At 64.5% G+C, this 20937-nt stretch carries 24 protein-coding genes; 19 read left to right on the top strand and 5 right to left on the bottom strand.

What is annotated here, in order from left to right:
- Nucleotides 1–62 precede the first annotated feature (62 nt).
- From VKI00_RS12455 to VKI00_RS12430, 6 genes are read left to right on the top strand one after another with little or no spacing between them, the layout of a single operon-like run.
- The gene (locus tag VKI00_RS12455) at nt 63–551 is read left to right on the top strand and encodes a DUF779 domain-containing protein (RefSeq protein WP_324437757.1); all 489 of its coding nucleotides are present in this window, start codon (nt 63–65) and stop codon (nt 549–551) included.
- A 28-nt stretch (nt 552–579) separates the two neighbouring features.
- A complete protein-coding gene (locus tag VKI00_RS12450; protein ID WP_324437756.1) occupies nt 580–858 on the top strand; it encodes a putative holin in 279 nt (92 codons plus the stop codon).
- Nucleotides 851–1468, top strand: coding sequence for a hypothetical protein (locus VKI00_RS12445; protein ID WP_324437755.1), 618 nt, complete (start codon nt 851–853; stop codon nt 1466–1468). The genes VKI00_RS12450 and VKI00_RS12445 overlap by 8 nt, the downstream gene beginning before the upstream one ends.
- Before the next feature lie 33 nt (nt 1469–1501).
- Entirely contained in the window at nt 1502–2203 is a 702-nt protein-coding gene (locus VKI00_RS12440) for a helix-turn-helix domain-containing protein (RefSeq protein WP_324437754.1), read from the top strand.
- Between the two features lie 30 nt (nt 2204–2233).
- Nucleotides 2234–3631, top strand: coding sequence for a dihydrolipoyl dehydrogenase (lpdA, locus tag VKI00_RS12435; protein ID WP_324437753.1), 1398 nt, complete (start codon nt 2234–2236; stop codon nt 3629–3631).
- Between the two features lie 5 nt (nt 3632–3636).
- Nucleotides 3637–3909 (top strand): hypothetical protein, encoded by a 273-nt coding sequence (locus tag VKI00_RS12430; protein ID WP_324437752.1) that lies wholly within the window; start codon nt 3637–3639, stop codon nt 3907–3909.
- An 8-nt stretch (nt 3910–3917) separates the two neighbouring features.
- On the opposite strand, the gene VKI00_RS12425 is transcribed toward VKI00_RS12430, so the two are convergent.
- Both VKI00_RS12425 and ramB read right to left on the bottom strand, forming a co-directional pair.
- Complete coding sequence (locus tag VKI00_RS12425) at nt 3918–4478, bottom strand: carboxymuconolactone decarboxylase family protein (RefSeq protein WP_324437751.1); 561 nt, start codon at nt 4476–4478, stop codon at nt 3918–3920.
- Nucleotides 4475–5890, bottom strand: coding sequence for an acetate metabolism transcriptional regulator RamB (gene ramB / locus VKI00_RS12420; protein WP_324437750.1), 1416 nt, complete (start codon nt 5888–5890; stop codon nt 4475–4477). The genes VKI00_RS12425 and ramB overlap by 4 nt, the downstream gene beginning before the upstream one ends.
- Before the next feature lie 170 nt (nt 5891–6060).
- Between ramB and VKI00_RS12415 the strand changes: the two genes are divergently transcribed.
- The 4 genes from VKI00_RS12415 to VKI00_RS12400 all read left to right on the top strand — a co-directional run bounded on the left by VKI00_RS12415 (nt 6061) and on the right by VKI00_RS12400 (nt 10445).
- On the top strand, nt 6061–6855 hold the full coding sequence (locus VKI00_RS12415; protein WP_324437749.1) for an acyl-[acyl-carrier-protein] thioesterase: 795 nt from the start codon (nt 6061–6063) through the stop codon (nt 6853–6855).
- Nucleotides 6856–7128: 273 nt separating this feature from the next.
- Complete coding sequence (aceA, locus tag VKI00_RS12410; protein WP_324437748.1) at nt 7129–8415, top strand: isocitrate lyase; 1287 nt, start codon at nt 7129–7131, stop codon at nt 8413–8415.
- A 206-nt stretch (nt 8416–8621) separates the two neighbouring features.
- Nucleotides 8622–9476 (top strand): 3-hydroxybutyryl-CoA dehydrogenase, encoded by an 855-nt coding sequence (locus VKI00_RS12405; protein WP_324437747.1) that lies wholly within the window; start codon nt 8622–8624, stop codon nt 9474–9476.
- A gap of 108 nt (nt 9477–9584) precedes the next feature.
- Nucleotides 9585–10445: a cyclopropane mycolic acid synthase family methyltransferase gene (locus VKI00_RS12400; protein WP_324437746.1), complete on the top strand. Its 861-nt coding sequence runs from the start codon at nt 9585–9587 to the stop codon at nt 10443–10445.
- 6 nt (nt 10446–10451) lie between these two features.
- On the opposite strand, the gene VKI00_RS12395 is transcribed toward VKI00_RS12400, so the two are convergent.
- Complete coding sequence (locus VKI00_RS12395) at nt 10452–11366, bottom strand: cyclopropane mycolic acid synthase family methyltransferase (RefSeq protein ID WP_414687179.1); 915 nt, start codon at nt 11364–11366, stop codon at nt 10452–10454.
- A 195-nt stretch (nt 11367–11561) separates the two neighbouring features.
- Here VKI00_RS12395 and VKI00_RS12390 point away from each other — a divergent pair, with 195 nt between their 5' ends.
- From VKI00_RS12390 to VKI00_RS12380, 3 genes are all read left to right on the top strand, one after another.
- The gene (locus tag VKI00_RS12390; protein ID WP_324437744.1) at nt 11562–12812 is read left to right on the top strand and encodes a KasA/KasB family beta-ketoacyl-ACP synthase; all 1251 of its coding nucleotides are present in this window, start codon (nt 11562–11564) and stop codon (nt 12810–12812) included.
- Nucleotides 12813–12908: 96 nt separating this feature from the next.
- Entirely contained in the window at nt 12909–13796 is an 888-nt protein-coding gene (locus VKI00_RS12385) for a cyclopropane mycolic acid synthase family methyltransferase (protein WP_324437743.1), read from the top strand.
- Between the two features lie 194 nt (nt 13797–13990).
- A complete protein-coding gene (locus tag VKI00_RS12380) occupies nt 13991–14851 on the top strand; it encodes a cyclopropane mycolic acid synthase family methyltransferase (RefSeq protein ID WP_324437742.1) in 861 nt (286 codons plus the stop codon).
- 8 nt (nt 14852–14859) lie between these two features.
- Here the strand turns inward: VKI00_RS12380 and VKI00_RS12375 are convergent, their stop codons facing one another.
- The gene (locus VKI00_RS12375) at nt 14860–15870 is read right to left on the bottom strand and encodes a prenyltransferase (RefSeq protein WP_324437741.1); all 1011 of its coding nucleotides are present in this window, start codon (nt 15868–15870) and stop codon (nt 14860–14862) included.
- Nucleotides 15871–15872: 2 nt separating this feature from the next.
- Entirely contained in the window at nt 15873–16574 is a 702-nt protein-coding gene (locus VKI00_RS12370; protein WP_324437740.1) for a TetR/AcrR family transcriptional regulator, read from the bottom strand.
- Between the two features lie 273 nt (nt 16575–16847).
- Between VKI00_RS12370 and VKI00_RS12365 the strand changes: the two genes are divergently transcribed.
- From VKI00_RS12365 to deoC, 6 genes are all read left to right on the top strand, one after another.
- Entirely contained in the window at nt 16848–18239 is a 1392-nt protein-coding gene (locus VKI00_RS12365) for a DUF445 domain-containing protein (RefSeq protein WP_414687180.1), read from the top strand.
- 85 nt (nt 18240–18324) lie between these two features.
- Complete coding sequence (locus VKI00_RS12360; protein ID WP_324437739.1) at nt 18325–18717, top strand: helix-turn-helix transcriptional regulator; 393 nt, start codon at nt 18325–18327, stop codon at nt 18715–18717.
- Nucleotides 18718–18794: 77 nt separating this feature from the next.
- Nucleotides 18795–19412 carry a heparin-binding hemagglutinin gene (locus tag VKI00_RS12355; protein WP_324437738.1) on the top strand — a complete coding sequence of 206 codons (618 nt, stop codon included), beginning with the start codon at nt 18795–18797 and terminating at the stop codon, nt 19410–19412.
- A gap of 117 nt (nt 19413–19529) precedes the next feature.
- Nucleotides 19530–19805 carry a DUF2516 family protein gene (locus VKI00_RS12350; RefSeq protein ID WP_324437737.1) on the top strand — a complete coding sequence of 92 codons (276 nt, stop codon included), beginning with the start codon at nt 19530–19532 and terminating at the stop codon, nt 19803–19805.
- A 4-nt stretch (nt 19806–19809) separates the two neighbouring features.
- Nucleotides 19810–20250, top strand: coding sequence for a DUF2599 domain-containing protein (locus VKI00_RS12345; protein ID WP_324437736.1), 441 nt, complete (start codon nt 19810–19812; stop codon nt 20248–20250).
- Nucleotides 20250–20921 (top strand): deoxyribose-phosphate aldolase, encoded by a 672-nt coding sequence (gene deoC / locus VKI00_RS12340; protein ID WP_324437735.1) that lies wholly within the window; start codon nt 20250–20252, stop codon nt 20919–20921. The genes VKI00_RS12345 and deoC overlap by 1 nt, the downstream gene beginning before the upstream one ends.
- The last annotated feature ends 16 nt before the right edge of the window (nt 20922–20937 follow it).

The following is a 20937-nucleotide window of genomic DNA, read 5'->3' as shown; positions in this document are numbered from 1 at the left end:
CACTACCAGCAGACCAAGAACCTGATGGTGTCGTACTCCCAGAAGGCGCAAGGATTCTTCTGATGACGCCGCGGGTGGTGGTCACCGCCGCTGCCGCCAAGCTGCTCGGTGAGCTGGCCGACCGGCACGGCCCGGTGATGTTTCATCAGTCCGGCGGCTGCTGCGACGGGTCGTCGCCGATGTGCTACCCGGACGGAGACTTCATCGTGGGTGACCGCGACGTGCTGCTCGGTGTCCTGGACGTGGATGGGGGGGTGCCGGTGTGGATCTCCGGGCCCCAGTTTCAGGCCTGGAAGCACACCCAGCTGGTCATCGACCTGGTGCCCGGCCGCGGCGGCGGATTCAGCCTGGAAGCACCCGAGGGGATGCGGTTTTTATCCCGCGGTCGCGCTTTCAGCGACGCCGAGAACGCGGAGCTCACGGCCACCGCGGTGATCGCCGGGGCCGATTACGAGCGCGGCGCGCGCCCGCCGGCACGTTCACCGGTGGTGGCTGCCGCCGCGGACGCTTGCTCAGTACCCGCAGGGCGCGCCGCGCCGGTAAAGCGGTAGCGGGCAGCCGCGGCAGTATCGTCAAAGCGTGATCCCGCTGCCGCGGACCTGGCTGCTCACCAGCGCCATGCTGCTCGGCGTCGCGGTCGGGGTGCTGGGCGGAACCGCCGCGATGACGGTGGATCACGGTCGCATGCGCCCGGACGTCGCGATCGCGTTGGTCGTCGGGTTTCCCAGCGCCGTCGGGCTGCTGGTGATCCTGTTGTCCCGGCGCCGATGGCTGACCGCACTCGGCGCGTTCATCCTGGCGCTGGCGCCGGGATGGTTCGGGGTGCTGGCGGTGATCGAGGTGACTACCCGTGGCTGACGAGAACGGCGTGGATACCGCATCGATGCCGAAGACCGAGGCGTACACGCCGATCTTCGACACCGGCGCACATCCCAAGGCCGAACCGGCGGTCATCGAACCGGAACCGAAGGCTCGGCGACGCAGGTGGTGGCAACGACGGTCGGACACGTCGGCGACCCAGACACCGGACGAGCCGACGAGCAGCCCCGCTCCGGTGACTGAGGCCGCGACGGACGAAGCGCCGCCGTCCGGGTCGCTGCCCGCGCCGGCACCGCCGATCGCCGTGCCCGGCCGCTACCACCACTTGAGGTGGTGGCAGTTCATCCTGATGCTCTGGGCGGTGTGGGTTCCGGCGGGGACGATCGGTGTCGGCCTGTTCTACTGGTGGACCCACGACCACTCCGCACACAAGACCGCGGTGGTGTTCGTGGTGTTGGTCTACGTCGTGGTGTGCGTGGTCGCGGGCTTGATGCTGGCGATGGTGCCCGACCGGCCGCTGGTGTCAGCGTTGGCGATCGGGGTGATCTCGGCGGTGTTCGCCTCGGTCGTCGCCGCGGCCCCGTTCTACGGCGCGTTCTATTGCGACCACAGCCAGCGTCCTTGCCTGATGGGCGTCTTCCCGCACTGAGCCAGTCGATGGCGGCTGTGCAAGGCTGGCGGGGTGAGCGACACGTCGGCCTCCTACACCCCGGCCGATCGCAACCTCGCCTCAATCGCAGACTTGATCGAAGATCCGGCGCGCGCGGCGATGCTCGCGGCCCTCGCCGGCGGCCGGGCGCTACCGGCGGGGGAGCTGGCCCGGCGGGCCGGCGTGCATCCCGCCACCGCCTCCACCCACCTGCGCCGGCTGACCGAAGGCGGGCTGATCCGGGTCCGAGCCCAGGGCCGGCATCGATACCACGAAATCGTCAACCCGGAGGTGGCCACCGTGCTGGAGGCCATCGCCCAGATCGCGCCGCCGGCTCCGGTCCCGCTAAGTCAGCATCGCGCCGCCCGGGCGCTGTTCGAGGCGCGGACCTGCTACGACCACCTGGCCGGCCGTCGCGGTGTGCAACTTCGAGATCGGCTGTTGGTCACCGGGGCCATCCGCTGCCTCGACGACCGGGACCACGAGCTCACCGACCGCGGACAGCATTTGGTCGACGCGCTGGGCATCGACCTGGCCACGCTGCGGGCCAGCCGACGGGTGTTCGCCCGCTCATGCGTTGACTGGACCGATCGCCGGGTCCACCTGGCGGGAGCGCTGCCCGCCGCGATCACCAGCGTTTTCCTCGCCCGCGGATGGCTTACCCGCGGACGCGGCCGCAGCCTGCGCGTCGCCGACGGTTACAACCACAACGTCGAAAACTGGCTGGCCAGCTGACGAGCGGGCCGAGCCACTAGGGTGGGGGCCGTGACTTCTCACTATGACGTTGTCGTCCTCGGAGCCGGACCCGGCGGATATGTGGCGGCCATCCGCGCAGCGCAGCTGGGATTGAAAACGGCCGTCGTCGAACCCAAATACTGGGGCGGAGTCTGTCTCAACGTCGGCTGCATCCCGTCGAAAGCCTTGCTGCGCAACGCCGAACTCGCCCACATTTTCAATAAAGAGGCCAAGGCCTTTGGCATCAGCGGCGAGGCGACATTCGATTACGGCGTCGCTTATGACCGAAGCCGCAAGGTGGCCGAGGGCCGGGTCGCCGGCGTGCATTTCCTGATGAAGAAGAACCAGATCACCGAGATCCACGGATACGGCAGATTCACCGACGCCCACACGCTGGCGGTCGAGCTCAACGACGGCGGGACCGAGACGGTCACGTTCGACAACGTCATCATCGCCACCGGCAGCAGCACCCGGCTGGTTCCCGGCACGTCGCTGTCGGCGAACGTCGTCACCTACGAGGAGCAGATCCTGTCGCGGGAGCTGCCGGAGTCGATCGTCATCGCCGGGGCCGGGGCCATCGGCATGGAATTCGGCTACGTGCTGAAGAACTACGGCGTCGACGTGACCATCGTCGAATTCCTGCCGCGCGCACTGCCTAACGAAGACGCCGAGGTGTCCAAGGAGATCGAGAAGCAGTTCAAGAAACTCGGCGTCAAGATCCTCACCGGCACCAAAGTCGAGTCGATCGCCGACGACGGATCCGTTGTCACGGTGACCGTCAGCAAGGACGGTAAATCCGAGGAGCTCAAAGCTCAGAAAGTGTTGCAGGCCATCGGATTTGCTCCCAATGTCGAAGGCTACGGCCTGGACAAGGCCGGGGTCGCGTTGACCGACCGCAAGGCCATCGGGATCACCGACTACATGCAGACCAACGTCTCGCACATCTATGCCATCGGCGATGTCACCGGGCTGTTGCAGCTGGCGCACGTCGCCGAGGCCCAGGGCGTGGTGGCGGCCGAAACCATCGCCGGCGCAGAAACTTTGGCACTCGGCGACTACCGTATGCTGCCCCGCGCGACGTTCTGCCAGCCGAATGTGGCCAGCTTCGGGCTCACCGAGGAGCAGGCCCGCGACGAGGGCTACGACGTGGTGGTCGCCAAGTTCCCGTTCACCGCCAACGCCAAGGCGCACGGCGTGGGCGACCCCAGCGGTTTCGTCAAGCTCATCGCCGACGCCAAACACCTCGAGCTGCTCGGCGGGCACCTGATCGGCCACGACGTGTCCGAGTTGCTGCCCGAGCTGACCCTGGCGCAGAAGTGGGACCTGACCGCAAACGAGTTGGCCCGCAACGTGCATACCCACCCGACGATGTCGGAGGCGCTGCAGGAGTGCTTCCACGGACTGACCGGGCACATGATCAACTTCTGACGCCGATGCGTACCGAATCGATTTGGACCGCCATCGGCGGAGTGATCGTCGGCTATGTCCTGTGGCTGGTCGCGATCTCGATCGGTGACGCCGTCAGCACGGTGAGCATGTGGAGTCTGGTCGTGCTGCTCGTCTCGGCGATGTTCGCGTTGTGGGCGGTGTTACGGGGACGGCGGCTGCGGCGGCAGCGGAACCTCGCGCTGGCGTCGTTTGTCTTCGCGTTGCCGGTTCTTCCGGTGCTGCTGTCGTTGGGCGTGCTTTTCCGCACCTACCTGTGATGGACCGGCTAGCTAGGGTTGTCCAGCGGAATGTGCAGGGCCGACATGGTGGCGGCCAGGCCGTCGTATTGTCCTGCGAGCATGCAGAATTCGATAAGTTGACGCCGATCGAGGTGGCGGGACAGCTGCTGCCAGACCTCGTCGCTGATCGCGCGGTTGTTGATGAACTCGTCGGTGGCGTTCAGCAGCGCTTGCTGCCGGTCGGTCAGCTCGCCGGTGGAATTCGGCCAGGCGAAGATCGCGGCCTGGGTCTGATCGTCGAGTCCGCGACGGCGCCCCATCTTGCGGTGGTGCTGCAGCTCGTATTCCGAATCGCGCAGATGCGCGACCCGCAGGATCACCAACTCGGTGTCGACGAGCGGCAATCGGCCCCGCAGCAGCGCCGCGGCGTACGGCATCATCGCCAAGAACAGCCGCTTGTGTTGACCCAGCGTGGTGAACAGGTGCATCTGCGGCGCGCCGACCGTGCGGGCGGCGGACTTCGCCAAAATCCAGTTGATCAACCCCAAGTCGCGGAACCGTGCCGGCGGAATACGACCGACCTGACCGGTCTCCGTTGGGCCGGTCATGCTTGCTTGACCAGGTAAGGGGAGACCGTGCTGCGGTGCTCGTTGAGGTCGAGTGCCCGGCCCAATGCGGGGAACGCCCGCTGCGGGCAGTTGTCGCGTTCGCAGACCCGGCAGCCCGCGCCGATCGGTGTGGCGATGTCGCCAGACAAGTCCAGTCCTTCCGAGTAGACGAGCCGGTGGGCGTGCCGGAGTTCGCAGCCCAGCCCGATCGCGAAGGTTTTACCGGGCTGACCATATCGTGATGCCCGCCGCTCCACGGTCCTGGCCACCCACATGTAATTACGGCCGTCGGGCATCTGGGCGATCTGCACCTGGATCTTGCCCGGGTTGGCGAACGTCTCATAAACATTCCACAGCGGACAAGTTCCGCCACTGGACGAAAAGTGAAAACCGGTGGCGGACTGGCGTTTTGACATGTTTCCGGCCCGGTCTACCCGGATGAAGGAGAACGGCACGCCCCGCATGGACGGCCGTTGCAGTGTGGACAGCCGGTGTCCGATCGTCTCGTAGCTCACAGAGTAGAAGGCCGAGAGCCGCTCGACGTCGTAGCGGAAATTCTCCGCGACGTCGTGAAACTGCCGGTACGGCAGCACCGCGGCGGCGGCGAAGTAGTTGGCCAGCCCGAGCCGGGCCAGGGTGCGCGACTCGTCGCTGGTGAACTTGCCTTCGGTGACCATGCTGTCGATCAGGTCGCCGAACTCGAGATACGCCAGCTCGGCGGCCAGCTTGAACACCTGCTGGCCTGACGAGAGGTGGTTGCTGATCTCCAGCGTCTTGGTGGCCGCGTCGTAGCGGTGCAGTACGGTGTCGCCGAGGTCGATGCGCTTGTTGATGTGCACGCGGTGCACCTCGGTGAGCCGGCGGGACAACTCGCCGGCCAGGTCGCCGTGGTGCAACCGCATCCGGGTGGTCAGGTCCTCGGCGGCGGTGTCCAGCTCGTGCAGATAATTCTGCCGCTGGTAGAAGTAATCGCGCACCTCTTCATGCGGCATGGTGATCGACCCGCTGCCGCTGCCGTCGGAGAACCGTTCCTCGGTGGCGGCGGCCAGCTGCGCGGTGGTGATCCGGTAGCGGCGATGCAGGTTGACCATGGCCCGCGCGAACCCCGGGTGCCCGTTGACGATGTCGGCGACTTCGGACAGGTCGACGTCGATGTCCAGATCGCGGTCCATGGTCACTTCGCGCAGTTCGGCGACCAGCCGGGTGTCGTCTTGGGAGGCGAAGAACGTGGCGTCGACCCCGAAGACTTCGGTGATCCGCAACAGCACGGCCACCGTCAGGGGACGGACGTCGTGCTCGATCTGGTTGAGATAGCTCGGTGAGATCTCCAGCATCTGGGCCAGCGCGGCCTGGCTGAAGCCGCGCTCGCTGCGCAGCTGGCGAACCCGCGATCCGACGAAGGTCTTGGACACCTGGCCAGCCTACCTGCGTTGCGAAGATGTGGTTAGCAGAGTTGGCACGGTGCTCTGGATTGGCGTCGCAGCAGCGACGTTTGGCATGATTCTCGGTTGGGGGTAGCTAGCTAGGCCGTCTAGCAATGCGACGGATCGGGCCGGCGTACGCAGCAGCGGGGAGTGAAACGGTGACCCTGGACAAAGTCATGATGCCGGTTCCGGACGGCCATCCCGACGTCTTCGACCTTGAGTGGCCGCTGCGCGTCGCCGACATCGACCGTGATGGGCGGCTGCGCTTCGACTCCGCGGCCCGTCACATCGTGGACATCGGCCAGGATCAGCTTCGCGAGATGGGCTACGAGGAAACCCATCCGCTGTGGATCGTGCGTCGGACCATGATTGACCTGATCCGCCCGATCGAATTCGGCGACATGTTGCGGATGCGCCGGTGGTGTTCCGGAACGTCGAACCGATGGTGTGAGATGCGGGTCCGCATCGACGGACGCAAGGGCGGCCTGATGGAGTCCGAGGGTTTTTGGATCAACTTCAACCGCGACACCCAGACGCCGGCACGCATCGCCGACGACTTCCTCGAGGGTCTGCGGCGCACCACCGATGTCGACCGGCTGCGGTGGAAAGCCTATCTGCGCGCCGGCAGTCGCGACGACGCCGAGGAAATCCGCGAGTTTCCAATTCGATTCACCGACATCGACTTCTTCGACCACATGAACAACTCCGTGTACTGGAGCGTGGTCGAGGACTACCTGGCGTCGTATCCCGAACTACTGAAGGCGCCGCTGCGGGTGACCATCGAGCATGACGCCGCGGCGGCGCTGGGCGACAAGCTGGAGATCATCTCGCACGTACACCCGGCCGGATCGACCGATCGATTCGGCGCTGACCTGGCTGATCGCACTGTTAGAACGCTCACATATGCCGTCGGTGACGAGACCAAAGCGGTCGCGTCGATCTTCGCGCTTTAGCAGTACGCCCGTCACGCAAACGTAAGCATTGACCTGCGCATTCATGTTACTGGTCGGTAGAAACTGAAACGGTTCAGTTCTCCCGGTCTTCGCAACCTTTGCAAATTGGCGCGAAGTCCTAGCCAAAATTGGCAAAAGAAATCGGTGGACCTGCGAAGCTAACCTGTGCCATCTTCGACTTAGCAGATGAGCAAAGACGCTGAGGGCCTTAACAAGCCTGGAAATCCGACCCTCAGCTCAATAACCTTTCGATACCTTTGAGGAGCAAGCCCAATGTCTAGCGTTGGCACGCCGAAAAGCGCCGAACAAATCCAGCACGACTGGGACACCAACCCCCGCTGGAAGAACGTCACCCGTAACTACACCGCCGCCGACGTCGTCGCCCTGCAGGGCAGCGTGGTCGAGGCGCACACGCTGGCCCACCGTGGCGCGGAAGTGCTGTGGAACCAACTGCACGACCTGGAGTTCGTCAACGCGCTCGGCGCGCTGACCGGCAACATGGCAGTGCAGCAGGTGCGCGCCGGCCTGAAGGCGATCTACCTGTCGGGTTGGCAGGTCGCCGGCGACGCTAACTTGTCCGGCCACACCTACCCCGACCAGAGCCTGTACCCGGCCAACTCGGTGCCGCAGGTGGTGCGCCGCATCAACAACGCGCTGCTGCGCGCCGACGAGATCGCCGCGGTCGAGGGCGACACCTCCGTCGAGAACTGGCTCGCCCCGATCGTGGCCGACGGTGAGGCCGGCTTCGGTGGCGCGCTCAACGTCTACGAGCTGCAGAAGGCCATGATCGCCGCCGGTGTCGCCGGTTCGCACTGGGAAGACCAGCTGGCTTCGGAGAAGAAGTGCGGTCACCTCGGTGGCAAGGTGCTGATCCCGACCCAGCAGCACATCCGGACGCTGACCTCGGCTCGCCTGGCGGCCGACGTCGCCGGTGTTCCGACGGTCGTCATCGCCCGCACCGACGCCGAGGCGGCCACGTTGATCACCTCCGACGTCGACGAGCGCGACCGCCCGTTCATCAGCGGTGAGCGCACGTCCGAGGGCTTCTACCGGGTGAAGAACGGCTTGGAGCCGTGCATCGCTCGTGCCAAGGCCTACGCGCCCTACTCCGACCTGATCTGGATGGAGACCGGCACGCCGGATCTGGACCTGGCCCGTCGGTTCGCCGAGGGCGTCAAGAGCGAGTTCCCGGACCAGATGCTGGCCTACAACTGCTCGCCGTCGTTCAACTGGAAGAAGCACCTGGACGACTCGACCATCGCTCGGTTCCAAAAAGAGCTTGGCGCAATGGGATTCAAGTTCCAGTTCATCACGCTGGCCGGCTTCCACGCGCTCAACTACTCGATGTTCGACCTGGCCTACGGCTACGCCCGCAACCAGATGAGCGCTTACGTCGAGCTGCAGGAGCGCGAGTTCGCCGCCGAGGAGCGCGGTTACACCGCGACCAAGCACCAGCGTGAGGTCGGTGCCGGTTACTTCGACCGCATCGCCACCACGGTGGACCCGACCTCGTCGACCACCGCCCTGGCCGGCTCGACCGAAGAGGGTCAGTTCCACTGATGGCTTGAGCCACTGAGGACGAGCGGGCTTGCCGGCGAGGACGAAGTGGAACCGATGGGCTTGAGCCACTGAGGACGAGCGTGACAAACGAGCTTCTGAGCGGTTTGATCCCGCTAAGTTGACAGCGCAGGCCCCGCCCGGCGAACCTGGGCGGGGCCTGTTCCTATCCGCCGGGTCAATGGGACCGCGGAGCCTGAAGGAGAAACGTGCCGATCGAACGAGTGGGAGTCATCGGAGCCGGCCAAATGGGTGCCGGCATCGCCGAAGTATCGGCCCGCGCAGGGGTTGACGTGCGTGTGTACGAGCCGACTGAGGCACTCACGACTGCCGGGCGCAATCGGATCGTCAAGTCGGTCGAGCGCGGTGTCAGCGCCGGCAAGATCACCGAGCGCGAGCGCGACGCTGCGGTCGCCAAGCTGAAATTCACCACCGATCTCGCCGAGTTGGCCGACCGACAGCTGGTCATCGAGGCGGTGGTCGAGGACGAGAAGGTCAAGACCGCCATCTTCGCCGAACTGGATCGCGTGATCACCGACCCCGACGCCGTCCTGGCGTCGAACACGTCGAGCATTCCGATCATGAAAGTTGCTGCCGCCACAGCCAATCCGGGCCGGGTGTTGGGTTTGCACTTCTTCAACCCTGTTCCGGTGCTGCCACTGGTGGAGTTGGTCAGCACGCTGCTCACCGACGAGGCCGCGGCCGCACGCACCGAGGAGTTCGCCAGCGCGGTTCTGAAGAAGCAGGTTGTCCGGTGCTCGGACCGTTCCGGCTTCGTGGTGAATGCGTTGCTGGTGCCGTACCTGCTTTCGGCGATCCGGATGGTTGAAGCCGGTTTTGCCACCGTCGAGGATGTCGACAAGGCGGTTGTCGCCGGGCTGTCGCATCCGATGGGCCCGCTGCGGTTGTCCGATCTGATTGGTCTGGACACCCTCAAGCTGATCGCCGACAAGCTGTACGAGGAATTCAAGGAGCCGCATTACGGGCCGCCGCCCCTTTTGCTGCGGATGGTCGAGGCGGGTTTGCTGGGAAAGAAATCCGGTAAGGGCTTCTACTCTTACTAACGGTTGTCGAGTTGCGTTGGGCGCCACGGCATTCGGCTGTGCTGCCTGTTCCCGCTGCGGTATGGTGCTTATGCACGGGTCGGGGCAAACTCGATAGGTAGTGCTGGAATGAGTGGGTTAAGGCCGTTCTACGAAGAGTCGCAGGCGATCTACGACCTTTCTGATGAGTTCTTCTCATTATTTCTCGATCCCACCATGACCTACACGTGCGCTTATTTCGAGCGCGACGATATGACGCTCGAAGAGGCGCAGAAGGCCAAACTTGATTTGGCGTTGAACAAGCTCAACCTCGAGCCGGGAATGACGCTGCTCGACGTCGGCTGCGGCTGGGGCGGTGCACTGGTCCGAGCCGTTGAGAAGTACGACGTCAACGTCATTGGCATCACGCTCAGCCGTAATCACGCCGAGTACAGCCAGGCCAAGCTGTCCGGCATCCCCACCAAACGGAGCGCGGAGGCACGACTGCAGGGCTGGGAGGAGTTCGACGAAAAGGTCGACCGGATCATCACCGTCGAGGCTTTCGACGCGTTCAAGAAGGAGCGCTATCCGGCATTCTTCGAACGCGCCTACGACATAATGCCCGGCGACGGGCGGATGCTGTTGCACAGCATTTATACGCATCCCTGGACCTATTGGCACGAGCACGGCGTCAAGGTGACGATGACCGACCTGAGATTCATGCGCTTTATCCAGCATGAAATCTTTCCTGGTGGCCAGCTACCGTCAAAAGAAGACATCGAGGAGTATTCCCGTGCCGCCGGGTTCGCCTGCGAGCAGGTCGAAATGCTGCACCCGCACTACGCACGGACCCTGGATACCTGGGCAGCCAATCTCGAGGCCAACCACGGTCGCGCCCGAGCCATCCAGCCCGAAGAGGTGTACGAGCGCTACATGCGCTACCTGTTGGGCTGTGCCGACTTCTTCCGCCGGGGAATCACGGAGGTCGCCCAGTTCACCCTGACCAAGTGACGCCAGCTAGGCGGCTGGTTTTTCCATTGTGAACTGGCACACGTTGGTGTAACCGTCGCGGAACAGCTCGCGGCAACCGGTTAGGTACTTCATGAAGGTGTTGTACTCGTCTTCGCCTTTGAGCTCGATCGCCCGGTCCTGATGCGCTTCGAGCCCCTTGGCCCACGTGTCCAAGGTGCGAACGTAGTTGTGCCCGATCATGTGATGACGGGTGATGTCGAAGCCGGCCGCGGTCGCGTATTCGTCGACAACGGGAATTGTCGGCAACCGCCCGCCGGGGTAGATCTCCCTCCGGATGAAGCTGATGAACCGGATCAGCGACATCGTTCGCTTCAGCCCCATCTGCTGGCCTTCTTGTTCAGTGGGCACAACGATCGTGTGCAGCAGCATGACGCCGTCGTCGGGCAGCACGTTGTAACACATCTTGAAAAAGTCGGCGTATCGCTCGAAAGTGCCTACGCCGTCGGCGAAGTGCTCGAATGCGCCCAGCGACACGATGCGGTCGACCGGTTCGTCGAACTCCTCCCAGCCGTGCAGCCGCACGTCCTTGATACGCGGTGAGTCCATTTCGGCGAACTTCTGTTTGTTGTGGGCCAGCTGGTTTTCGCTCAACGTCAGCCCGATCACGTTGACGTCGTACTTCTCGATCGCCCGTCGCATGGTGGAGCCCCAGCCACAGCCGATGTCGAGCAGCGTCATACCGGGCTGCAGCCCCAACTTGCCCAGCGACAGATCGATCTTGGCCCGCTGCGCTTCTTCCAGCGTCATGTCATCGCGCTCGAAGTACGCGCAACTGTAGGTCATCGACGGATCGAGCCACAGCTTGAAGAACTCGTTGGACCGGTCGTAGTGCGACTGGATGTTATCGACGTTCGGCTTCAGAGCCGTGTCGCCGGTGTTCTCACTTGCGCGTGTCATCATCGCGAACGTATACCCCTCGTCAAGCCGCGGCAATCGGTGCCGACGTTAGCCCATTTGCTGTGCTCAGAATCCAGCGACCCGTCGCCACCGGATCTACGCTGTATTCGGACTCGCAAGGGGACCGGATTGGTGGAAAGGGGCGTCGAGGCCGGGAAAGGAGCTTCGAGGCCGGGAAAGGAGAGGGCGGGCAACGCTATGGCGGGGCTCTCAACCGGAAATGGTTTGCCCGATGTGGTTGTCACCGGCATCGCGATGACGACTGCGCTGGCTACGGATGCCGACAGCACCTGGAAGAAGCTGCTGGACAAACAGAGCGGGATCCGCAAGCTCGATGATCCATTTGTCGAGGAGTTCGACCTCCCGGTCCGCATCGGTGGACACCTGCTCGAGGATTTCGACCATGAACTGACGCGGATCGAACTGCGCCGCTACCTGTTCCTGCAGAAGATGTCGACACGGCTCGGCCGGCGGGTATGGGCGAGCGCCGGCTCGCCCGAGGTCGACACCAACCGGTTGATGGTGTCCATCGGCACCGGGATGGGCTCGACCGAGGAATGGATCGCCGCCTACGACGAGATCCGCGAACGCGGTATTCGAGCTATTTCCCCGTTCGGTGTGCAGAAGGCCATGCCCAACGCCGCGGCCGCCGCTGTCGGGCTGGAACGTGGCGCGAAAGCTGGCATCACCACCCCGGTGTCCGCCGATGCCTCCGGGGCCGAGGCCATCGCCCAGGCGTGGCGCGCAATCGTGGTCGGTGAGGCGGACATCGCAATCTGCGGGGGTGTTGAAACCAGGATCGAGGCCGTCCCCATCGCTGCGTTTGCTCAGTTGGGTTTGCTGTCGATGAACAACGACGATCCGGCCGGCGCGTGTCGCCCGTTCGACAGAGACCGCGACGGCTTGGTATTTGGCGAAGCGGGTGCACTGATGGTGGTCGAGTCCGAGGACCACGCAAAAGCGCGCGGCGCCAAGGCCTTTGGTCGACTGATGGGCGCTGGCATCACCTCAGACGGCTATCACATCGTGGCTCCCAATCCTAATGGTGCACGGGCCAGCCACGCGATCGTCCGGGCGATTGAGCTTGCCGGGCTGACTCCTGGCGATATCGATCACGTCAACGCGCACGCGGCCGGTACCATCGTCGGCGACCTGGCCGAGGCGAAGGCAATCAACAACGCGTTGGGCGCCCACCGGCCGGCGGTATACGCGCCGAAGGCGGCGCTGGGCTATTCAATCGGCGCCGTCGGTGCGGTGGAAGCGATTCTGACGTTGTTGGTCCTGCGGGACGGCGTCATACCGCCGACGTTGAACCTGCGCAATTTGGATCCGGAAGCCGATCTGGATGTGGTGGCCGACGAGCCGCGCGCAGGTGACTACAGGTATGCGATCAATAATTCGTTCAGTTTGGGCGGCCACAACGTCGCTCTGGCATTCGGAAAATATTGACGCCGTGTAGCAGGATCCGAGGAAGGACGTTATACAGTTCGTGTGCAACAGCGCAGCCTGGCGACCGAACAGATTCACTTGAAGGGTCAATTTCTCATGACGGACAGCGGGGCGGGTGGCTCGTCGAGATTGCGGCCGGCCTACGAGGACGTTCAAGCCCATTACGACATCTCCAACGATTTCTTTGGGTTATTCCAGGACCCGACGCGCACCTACAGCTGTGCGTTCTACGAACGCGACGACATGACGCTGGAAGAGGCTCAGATCGCCAAGATCGACCTCGCGCTGGGCAAGCTTGGCCTACAGCCCGGAATGACTCTGCTCGACGTGGGCTGCGGCTGGGGCTCGGTGATGAGGCGCGCAGTCGAACGGTATGACGTCAACGTCGTCGGGCTGACCCTCAGCAGGAACCAACGCGCTCTGGGCCAACAGCTGCTCGATCAGATCGACACCGACCGCTCCCGGCGAATGCTGCTGCGCGGCTGGGAGGAGTTCGAGGAGCCTGTCGACCGCATCGTCAGCATCGAAGCATTCGAGGCCTTCCCCAAATCGCGCTACAAGGCCTTCTTCGATTTGTGCTATCGCCTTATGCCCAGCGACGGTCGAATGGTGCTGCAGACGATCATGGGTCACCCGCTCAAGCGCTGGCCGGAGATGGGCATCCCGATCACCATGACCGATCTTCGGTTTATGCGGTTCATCGCCGCAGAGATTTTTCCTGGCGGCGCAGTGCCGTGCGACGAAGACGTCGTCGAATACTCAACTAACGCAGGGTTTTCGGTAGAAGGTCTGCAAAAAATGACCGCCGACTACGTTCGCACACTCGATACCTGGTCGCAGAAGCTGGAAGCCGCTCGTGACGAGGCCATCGCGGTGACCTCCACCGAGGTCTATGACCGTTACATGCGCTACTTGACCGGATGCTCTGACTTTTTCAATCGGAACGTCTCTGAGGTGGGACAGTTCACCCTCGTCAAGGGTTAGGGCCGAGTTCGCCCGGGCGGGCGACACCGGGCACCGGGCGTCAAACCTGATACAGTTCCCGTTTGGCTATGAGGCCAAGCCCGGATTAATACATCGCTCGTAGTGAGCGACACGGCTGCCACGTAGGACGTTCTGCTGGATTGGCGTGCTGGACGTCAGGTTCACACTGGTTAAGGGTGAGGTAACTGTCGCAAATGTCAAAGTTGACGCCGTACTACGACGAATCGCAATCGATCTACGACGTTTCGAACGAGTTCTTCTCGTTATTCCTTGACCGCACTATGGGTTACACCTGCGCATACTTCGAGGGCGACGATATGACCCTCGAAGAGGCACAAAACGCCAAGTTCGACCTGGCCCTCGGCAAGCTCAACCTCGAGCCGGGAATGACGTTGCTGGACATCGGCTGCGGGTGGGGCGGCGCGATGCAGCGAGCGATCGAGAAGTACGACGTCAACGTCATCGGCATCACGCTCAGCCGCAACCAGTACGAGTACAGCACGGCCAAGCTGGCCAAGATCCCCACGGGACGCAACGTTGAGGTGCGGCTGCAGGGCTGGGAAGAGTTCGACGAAAAGGTCGACCGGATCGTCACCATCGGCGCCTTCGAAGCGTTCAAAGCCGCGCGATACCCCGCCTTCTTCGACCGGGCATACGACATCCTTCCCGATGGCGGCCGGATGCTGCTGCACACGATATTGGCGCATACGCCTAGGTACTTCCGAGACAACGGCATAGCAGTGACAATCAGCGACCTGAAGTTCATGCGGTTCATCGGGAAAGAAATCTTCCCTGGCGGCGAGCTGCCCTCCGTCGAAGACATTCTCGAGTTGTCGGAGGCCACCAACTTCGTTCTGGAGAAGATCCAGTTGCTGCGCCCGCACTACGCGCGCACGTTAGACATGTGGGCGGCCAATCTGTGCGGCAACCGCGAACGTGCGATCGCCATCCAGTCCCAGGAGGTCTACGACCGCTATATCCGGTACCTGACCGGCTGCGCGGACTTCTTCCGGCGAGGCATCACCAATGTCGGTCAGTTCACCCTGATCAAATAGCGGCTGCCTCAAACAGTCCGCAGCAGCACGCCGATGGCCAGGCCTACCACCAGCAATGCACCCGCCAGGCGTACGTGGACCCAGGCCAACGCCGCGTACCACAGTGGCCACACCGGGAACTTGGCCGGCGGCTCGTCCGGCGGCGGACGGCGGAAATACGGCCACACTTTGACCAGCCGGGGCAGCGCGGCGACGACCAGCAAGGCCGGCCACGGCATCGCCTTGGCCAACACCGCCGCCACAATCAGCAGGTAGAACCCGACCATCATCCCGAGCGTCACCGCGCGAGCACGCGCTTCCCCCAATACCACCGGCAACGTGCGGATGCCAAGGGGCTCGTCGTACGGGATTTTGTCGATGTGCTTGCCCATCAGCACTGTCGTGCACAACAGCCCGTAGGGCAGCGACGCCAGCAGGACGTCCCAGCCGACGCTGCCGACCGCCGAGTAGTACGTTCCACACACCATCAGCGGACCCCAGACCACCAGCACATCCGGTTCGCCGAGGCCACGCTTCTTGAGTCGTACCGGCGGTGCCGTGTAGGCGACGCTGAGCACGAACCCGGACAACGCGAACGCCACCACGGGCCAGCCGCGTGCCCAGGTCAGCACGATCAGGATCGCCAGGTCGGCGAGATTCACCACGCCGATCGCGACGAGCAGGGTGCGGCGGCTGACCAGCCCTGAGAGCACCGGGTGCGGCGCGTAGAGGGCGCGCGGGTAGCTGTCGCTGTCGAGGCCCGTCTGGGTGTCGAAAAGGTCGTTCATCAAGTTATTGACGGTGTGCGCCAACAGGATTCCGACGATTGCGAGAACTAGCCAGCGCCAATCGAATCCGGGTCGACCGATTGCCAGCAGCGCTGCGACCAAGCCGGCGAACAGGGTCATCGGCAACACCGCGGCGCGGGTGACGACGATCCAACGGGTGACCAGGTCGACCGGTCCGTCCGGTGGCGGGTTGGTGGTGCGCAGGGCATAGCCCCAGGAGCTGAGCCGGGAGCGGACCGTCACGTTAGCCATAGTCAGGAACCTAGCGGCGGCACGATCGGCGACGGGTGCGGTTGGCCGCGGAACTTCTCCAGCGAGCCGGCGACCTCGACGATCCCGCACAACGCGCTCCAGCTCAACATCGTCAGATAGTCGATCAGCTCATCGGCACTCATTCGTGGGTCGAGCAACCACGAGTGAGTGGCCAATTGGACGCCGCCAACGATGTGGTACGCCCACGGCTCCACTCCGCCGACGTCCATCCCGGCCGCCTTCATCCGGCGGCGCAGCACCACCGCGAGCATGCGGGCGATGATCCGCTCGGAGTCGGCGATCACCTTGCTCTTGCTGGCCGAACTGTTGGACATCACGAACCGGTACGGTTCGGGTTCGTTTGCCACGGTGTGCACGTACACCCGGATGATCTCGCGAGTCAGCTCGAAGCCGTCCAGGTTCGACGACAGGGCCGCCGACATGTTGGGGATCAGGGTGATTTGCGCGAAGCGCATCATCACGGCGGTCGTCAGATCGTTCTTGTCAACGAAGTATCGGTAGAGCACGGTCTTGGAGACGCCGATTTCACTGGCGATCTCATCCATACTCACGAAGCGACCACGGCGTCGGATCGCCTCGATCGTCCCGTCGATCAGCTCATTGCGGCGTTCCACCTTGTGCTGGTGCCAACGTCGCTTCCGGCCATCGGTTTTTACCGTCCCGGCGGAGACGTGCTTTGCCACTATTTGCCGATTCCCATTCACTCGATCTTCTTGATAGTACGGCTTATCGACGCAGCTTTCTCGCCCTGCACCTCCTATGATGGTGTTTCGTCGTCAGGCCGGTAACAGTTACCGGCCCCGATCGTCGGGCTTTGGTGTCGCGGCCAGCGAACCCGCAGGCCGCGCATTGTTGCCGCCCCGCCCTCTTGTTCGGCTCCTTCTCGGGCCGTGAACGGCCCGCATTGTCGCCGAAGAGCAACTCCGATAGCGGATGATGGTGTGGTGGCACTGGGACTGAACGACAGACCCAATCCGGGACCCAAACACCGAGCCGATTCGCGGGGCCCGCAGGCGGCGCGCAGGGATCTGGCAACCCTGCCGGCGCTGGAGTCCCGCAAACCCGCGTCCTTAGCCGAGTCGTTCGCCGGGGCCGATCCGCAGGCTGATGCCGAGCGGCGTCGGGCACTGCGCCGAATGAAAGTGGTGGCGCTGAGTTTTCTCGTCGGCGCCACCGCGGTGTTCCTGGGCTGCCGGTGGGCGCAGTCCGCAGGCGTCACCGCCACCTGGGTGGGCTATGTGGGCGCCGCCGGGGAGGCCGGCATGGTCGGTGCCTTGGCGGACTGGTTCGCGGTGACGGCGCTGTTCAAGCACCCGCTCGGGATCCCGATACCGCACACCGCGATCATCAAGCGCAAGAAGGACCAGCTGGGCGAGGGCCTGGGAACCTTCGTGCGGGAGAACTTCCTGTCGCCGGAGGTGGTGGGGACCAAGATTCGCGACGCAGAGATCCCCAGCCGGCTGGGCAAGTGGCTCTCGGAGACCTCGCATGCCCAGCGGGTAGCCGCCGAGACGGCCACCGTGCTGCGGGTGATGGTGGAGCTGCTGCGCGACGAAGACGTCCAGACCGTCATCGACCGGATGATCGTGCGACGCCTCGCCGAGCCGCAGTGGGGTCCGCCCGTGGGCCGCGTGTTGGCCACGTTGCTGGCCGAGAACCGGCAGGAAGCCCTGATCCAGTTGCTCGCCGACCGGGCGTTTCAGTGGTCGCTGAACGCCGGCGAGGTCATCCAGCGGGTAGTCGAGCGCGATTCGCCGACCTGGTCGCCGCGGTTCATCGACCATCTCGTCGGCGATCGCATTCACCGCGAGCTGATGGACTTCACCGACAAGGTGCGCCGCAACCCGGATCACGAGCTGCGCCGGTCGGCGACCCGCTTTCTGTTCGAGTTCGCCGACGACCTGCAGCACGACGAGGCGACGATCGCGCGGGCCGAGGCGGTCAAAGAGCAGTTGATGGCCCGCGAGGAGGTCACCAACGCCGCGGCGACGGCCTGGAAGACGCTGAAACGCCTGGTGCTCGAGGGGGTGGACGACCCGTCCAGCGCCTTGCGCACCCGCATCACCGACGCGGTGGCACGCATCGGTGAATCGCTGCGCGACAACGCCGATCTGCGAGACAAGGTCGACAACTGGATCGTGCGGGCCGCCGAGCACTTGGTCGCCCAGTACGGCGTCGAGATCACCGCGATTATTACCGACACCATCGAGCGTTGGGACGCCGAGGAAGCCAGCCGGCGCATCGAGCTGCACGTCGGCCGTGACCTGCAGTTTATCCGGATCAACGGCACCGTCGTGGGCTCGCTGGCGGGGTTGGTCATCTACGCAATCGCACAGCTGCTGTTCTGAGCACTGCTAACTAGTGCTTGCAAAAGTTAGCACTAGGTTTTACTGTGGGTTACGTTCGTACCGACGATTGACGCAAGGAGTCGCTGTGGCGCAGGAGGAGAAGCTCGCCGCCGTGGTGTCTACCGCTGCGTCCGACATCGGCAGCTTCATCAAGGCGCAGCGCGAGGCGGCGCAAGTGTCGGTGCGACAGTTGGCGGAAAAGGCCGGTGTCAGCAACCCGTACCTCAGCCAGATCGAGCGCGGGTTGCGTAAACCATCCGCTGATGTGCTCAACCAGATCGCCAAGGCGCTGCGGGTCTCCGCGGAGGTTCTCTACGTGCGGGCCGGGATTCTCGAGCCGAGCGAGCCCAGCGAAGTCCGCGACGCCATCGTCACCGACACGGCGATCACCGAGCGGCAGAAACAGGTCCTGCTGGACATCTACACGTCCTTCATCCAGCAGAACGAAGCTGCCCGTGAGGAGACAGCCCCTGCGTAGACCTTGCTTAACCCCGCCTAGCTCGTGATTGAGCAATGCCAACCATTGACACATAGGAAAACACGAAAGGAAACACCATGGCAGAAAACCCCACCATTGACGACCTGAAGGCCCCGCTGCTTGCCGCGCTGGGCGCCGCCGACCTGGCCCTGGCCACGGTCAACGACCTACTTCTCGAATTGCGCGAGCGCGCCGAAGAGACCCGCACCGACACCCGCAGCCGGGTTGAGGAGCGCCGTGCCCGCCTGACCAAGCGGCGGGAGGAGCTGCCCGAGCAACTGCGCGATCAGCTTCGCGAGCTGCGCGAGCGGTTCACCGCTGACGAGCTGCGCAGCGCCGCGGAAGGCTATGTCGAGGCCGCGACCTCTCGGTACAACGAGCTGGTCGAGCGCGGTGAGGCCGCTCTCGAGCGGCTGCGCAGCCAGGCCGGCTTCGACGACGCGTCGGCGCGTGCCGAGGGGTACGTCGACCAGGCCGTCGAGCTGACCCAGGAGGCGCTGGGCACCGTTGCCTCGCAGACCCGCGCGGTCGGCGAGCGTGCCGCCAAGCTGGTCGGCATCGAGCTGCCGAAGAAGACCGACGCCGCGGCCAAGAAGGCCCAGAAGGCTGTCGCCAAGAAGGCTCCGGCCAAGAAGGCTGCGGCCAAGAAGGCTCCGGCCAAGAAGGCTCCGGCCAAGAAGGTCACCCAGAAGTAAGACGCGGTCCGCGCTGCCCGGCAAGGGCAGCGCGGACCTGCTCCACCTCGACTCCGAGTCGCCCAGGTAGGCGGCTCGGAGTCGACGTTTTCGGCACCGCCCGCTTACGCTTGTTCGGTGACCGACCTAACGCTTACCGTCGTCTTCGTCTTGCAGGTTGCCGTGGCGATGACCGCGCTCTATGCCTTCGTGCACGCGGCAATGCAACGACCCGACGCCTACACCGCCGCCGACAAGATGACCAAGCCGGTGTGGCTGCTGATCCTGGGCGCCGCGGTGCCGCTGACGATGCTGCTGAGCGCGCTAGGGGCCGCCATCGGGGCCTGCGCGGCGGGTGTCTACCTGGTCGACGTCAGGCCGAAACTCCTTGAGATTCAGGGCAAGTCGCGATAGCGGCATGCGATTTGTGATCCTGGCGGCGACCGCGATCGTCGTGCTGTCGGGTGCCGCGCCGGCGTCTGCCGATCCGGGCGCCGCCGGCGCGGGAGCGCCGCAGGATCCCCGGTACCCGCCGCCGTTCGTCGATCACACGCAGTGGGCCCGGTGGAACCACCTGCCCAGCCTGCGGGTTTATCCGACGGCGTCCGGGCGTGCGGCCGCCAGAAGCCTCGGTTCGGCGGGGCCCGACGCCGACGAAGCGTGGTCCGAGGTGCTCGCACTGGCACCCGATGCCGGCACACCGGGCATGCGCGAGCAATTCCTCTGCCATTGGGAATTGGCCGAGGTCCTGCAACCCGGCAAGGTCAGCTGGAACCTGGAGCCGTGGCGGCCCGTCGTCGACGACACCGCGATGATCGGCTCCGGATGCAACCCCGGCGGTTCCGAAGAGCGTTTCTGATGCCCGGCCGACCGACCCGCGAGCAAGTGGCAGCCGTCGTCGACCACACCCTGCTCAAACCCGAGGCCACCGCCGCCGATGTGGCCGCGGTGGCAGCCCAAGCCGCTGCGCTGGGCGTCTACGCCGTCTGCGTCTCGCCGTCGATGGTGCCCGATGCCACCGGCGCGGGAGTGCGGGTCGCCGCGGTAGCCGGGTTCCCGTCGGGCAAGCACCTACCCGAGATGAAGGCGCGGGAAGCAGCGCTGGCGGTGGCCTCCGGCGCCAGCGAGATCGACATGGTCATCGACATCGGGGCAGCGGTTGCCGGTGACGTCGACGCGGTGCGGTCAGAGATCGCGGCGGTGCGCGCCGCCGTGCCGGCCGCCGTGCTCAAGGTGATCGTCGAGTCGGCGGCACTGTTGACGCTGGCCGACGAGCAACTGCTGATCGACGTCTGCCGCGCCGCCGAAGACGCCGCCGCGGATTTCGTGAAGACATCGACGGGATTTCACCCGGCGGGCGGGGCGTCGATCGCTGCCGTCGCGCTGATGGCCGACACCGTCGGCGGCCGGCTTGGAGTCAAGGCCAGTGGCGGCATCCGCACTGCCGCCGATGCGCTGGCGATGCTTGACGCGGGCGCCACCCGGTTGGGGCTGTCGGGCACCCGCGCGGTGCTCGACGGACTGAGCTAGGCCCGATTGCCCGGCT

This window comes from Mycobacterium sp., from assembly GCF_035314665.1.
Lineage (GTDB): Bacteria > Actinomycetota > Actinomycetes > Mycobacteriales > Mycobacteriaceae > Mycobacterium.
Note: the sequence above shows the minus strand (reverse complement) of the source record. Positions and strands in the feature narration are given on the sequence as shown.

Excerpts from the sequence above, each read along its gene's own strand:
- VKI00_RS12455 (WP_324437757.1), top strand. The coding sequence starts at position 63 with ATGACGCCGCGGGTGGTGGTCACCGCCGCTGCCGCCAAGCTGCTCGGT.
- VKI00_RS12430 (WP_324437752.1), top strand. The coding sequence starts at position 3,637 with ATGCGTACCGAATCGATTTGGACCGCCATCGGCGGAGTGATCGTCGGC.
- VKI00_RS12425 (WP_324437751.1), bottom strand. The coding sequence starts at position 4,478 with ATGACCGGCCCAACGGAGACCGGTCAGGTCGGTCGTATTCCGCCGGCA.
- aceA (WP_324437748.1), top strand. The coding sequence starts at position 7,129 with ATGTCTAGCGTTGGCACGCCGAAAAGCGCCGAACAAATCCAGCACGAC.
- VKI00_RS12400 (WP_324437746.1), top strand. The coding sequence starts at position 9,585 with ATGAGTGGGTTAAGGCCGTTCTACGAAGAGTCGCAGGCGATCTACGAC.
- VKI00_RS12395 (WP_414687179.1), bottom strand. The coding sequence starts at position 11,366 with ATGATGACACGCGCAAGTGAGAACACCGGCGACACGGCTCTGAAGCCG.
- VKI00_RS12390 (WP_324437744.1), top strand. The coding sequence starts at position 11,562 with ATGGCGGGGCTCTCAACCGGAAATGGTTTGCCCGATGTGGTTGTCACC.
- VKI00_RS12385 (WP_324437743.1), top strand. The coding sequence starts at position 12,909 with ATGACGGACAGCGGGGCGGGTGGCTCGTCGAGATTGCGGCCGGCCTAC.
- VKI00_RS12380 (WP_324437742.1), top strand. The coding sequence starts at position 13,991 with ATGTCAAAGTTGACGCCGTACTACGACGAATCGCAATCGATCTACGAC.
- VKI00_RS12375 (WP_324437741.1), bottom strand. The coding sequence starts at position 15,870 with ATGGCTAACGTGACGGTCCGCTCCCGGCTCAGCTCCTGGGGCTATGCC.
- VKI00_RS12355 (WP_324437738.1), top strand. The coding sequence starts at position 18,795 with ATGGCAGAAAACCCCACCATTGACGACCTGAAGGCCCCGCTGCTTGCC.
- VKI00_RS12345 (WP_324437736.1), top strand. The coding sequence starts at position 19,810 with ATGCGATTTGTGATCCTGGCGGCGACCGCGATCGTCGTGCTGTCGGGT.
- deoC (WP_324437735.1), top strand. The coding sequence starts at position 20,250 with ATGCCCGGCCGACCGACCCGCGAGCAAGTGGCAGCCGTCGTCGACCAC.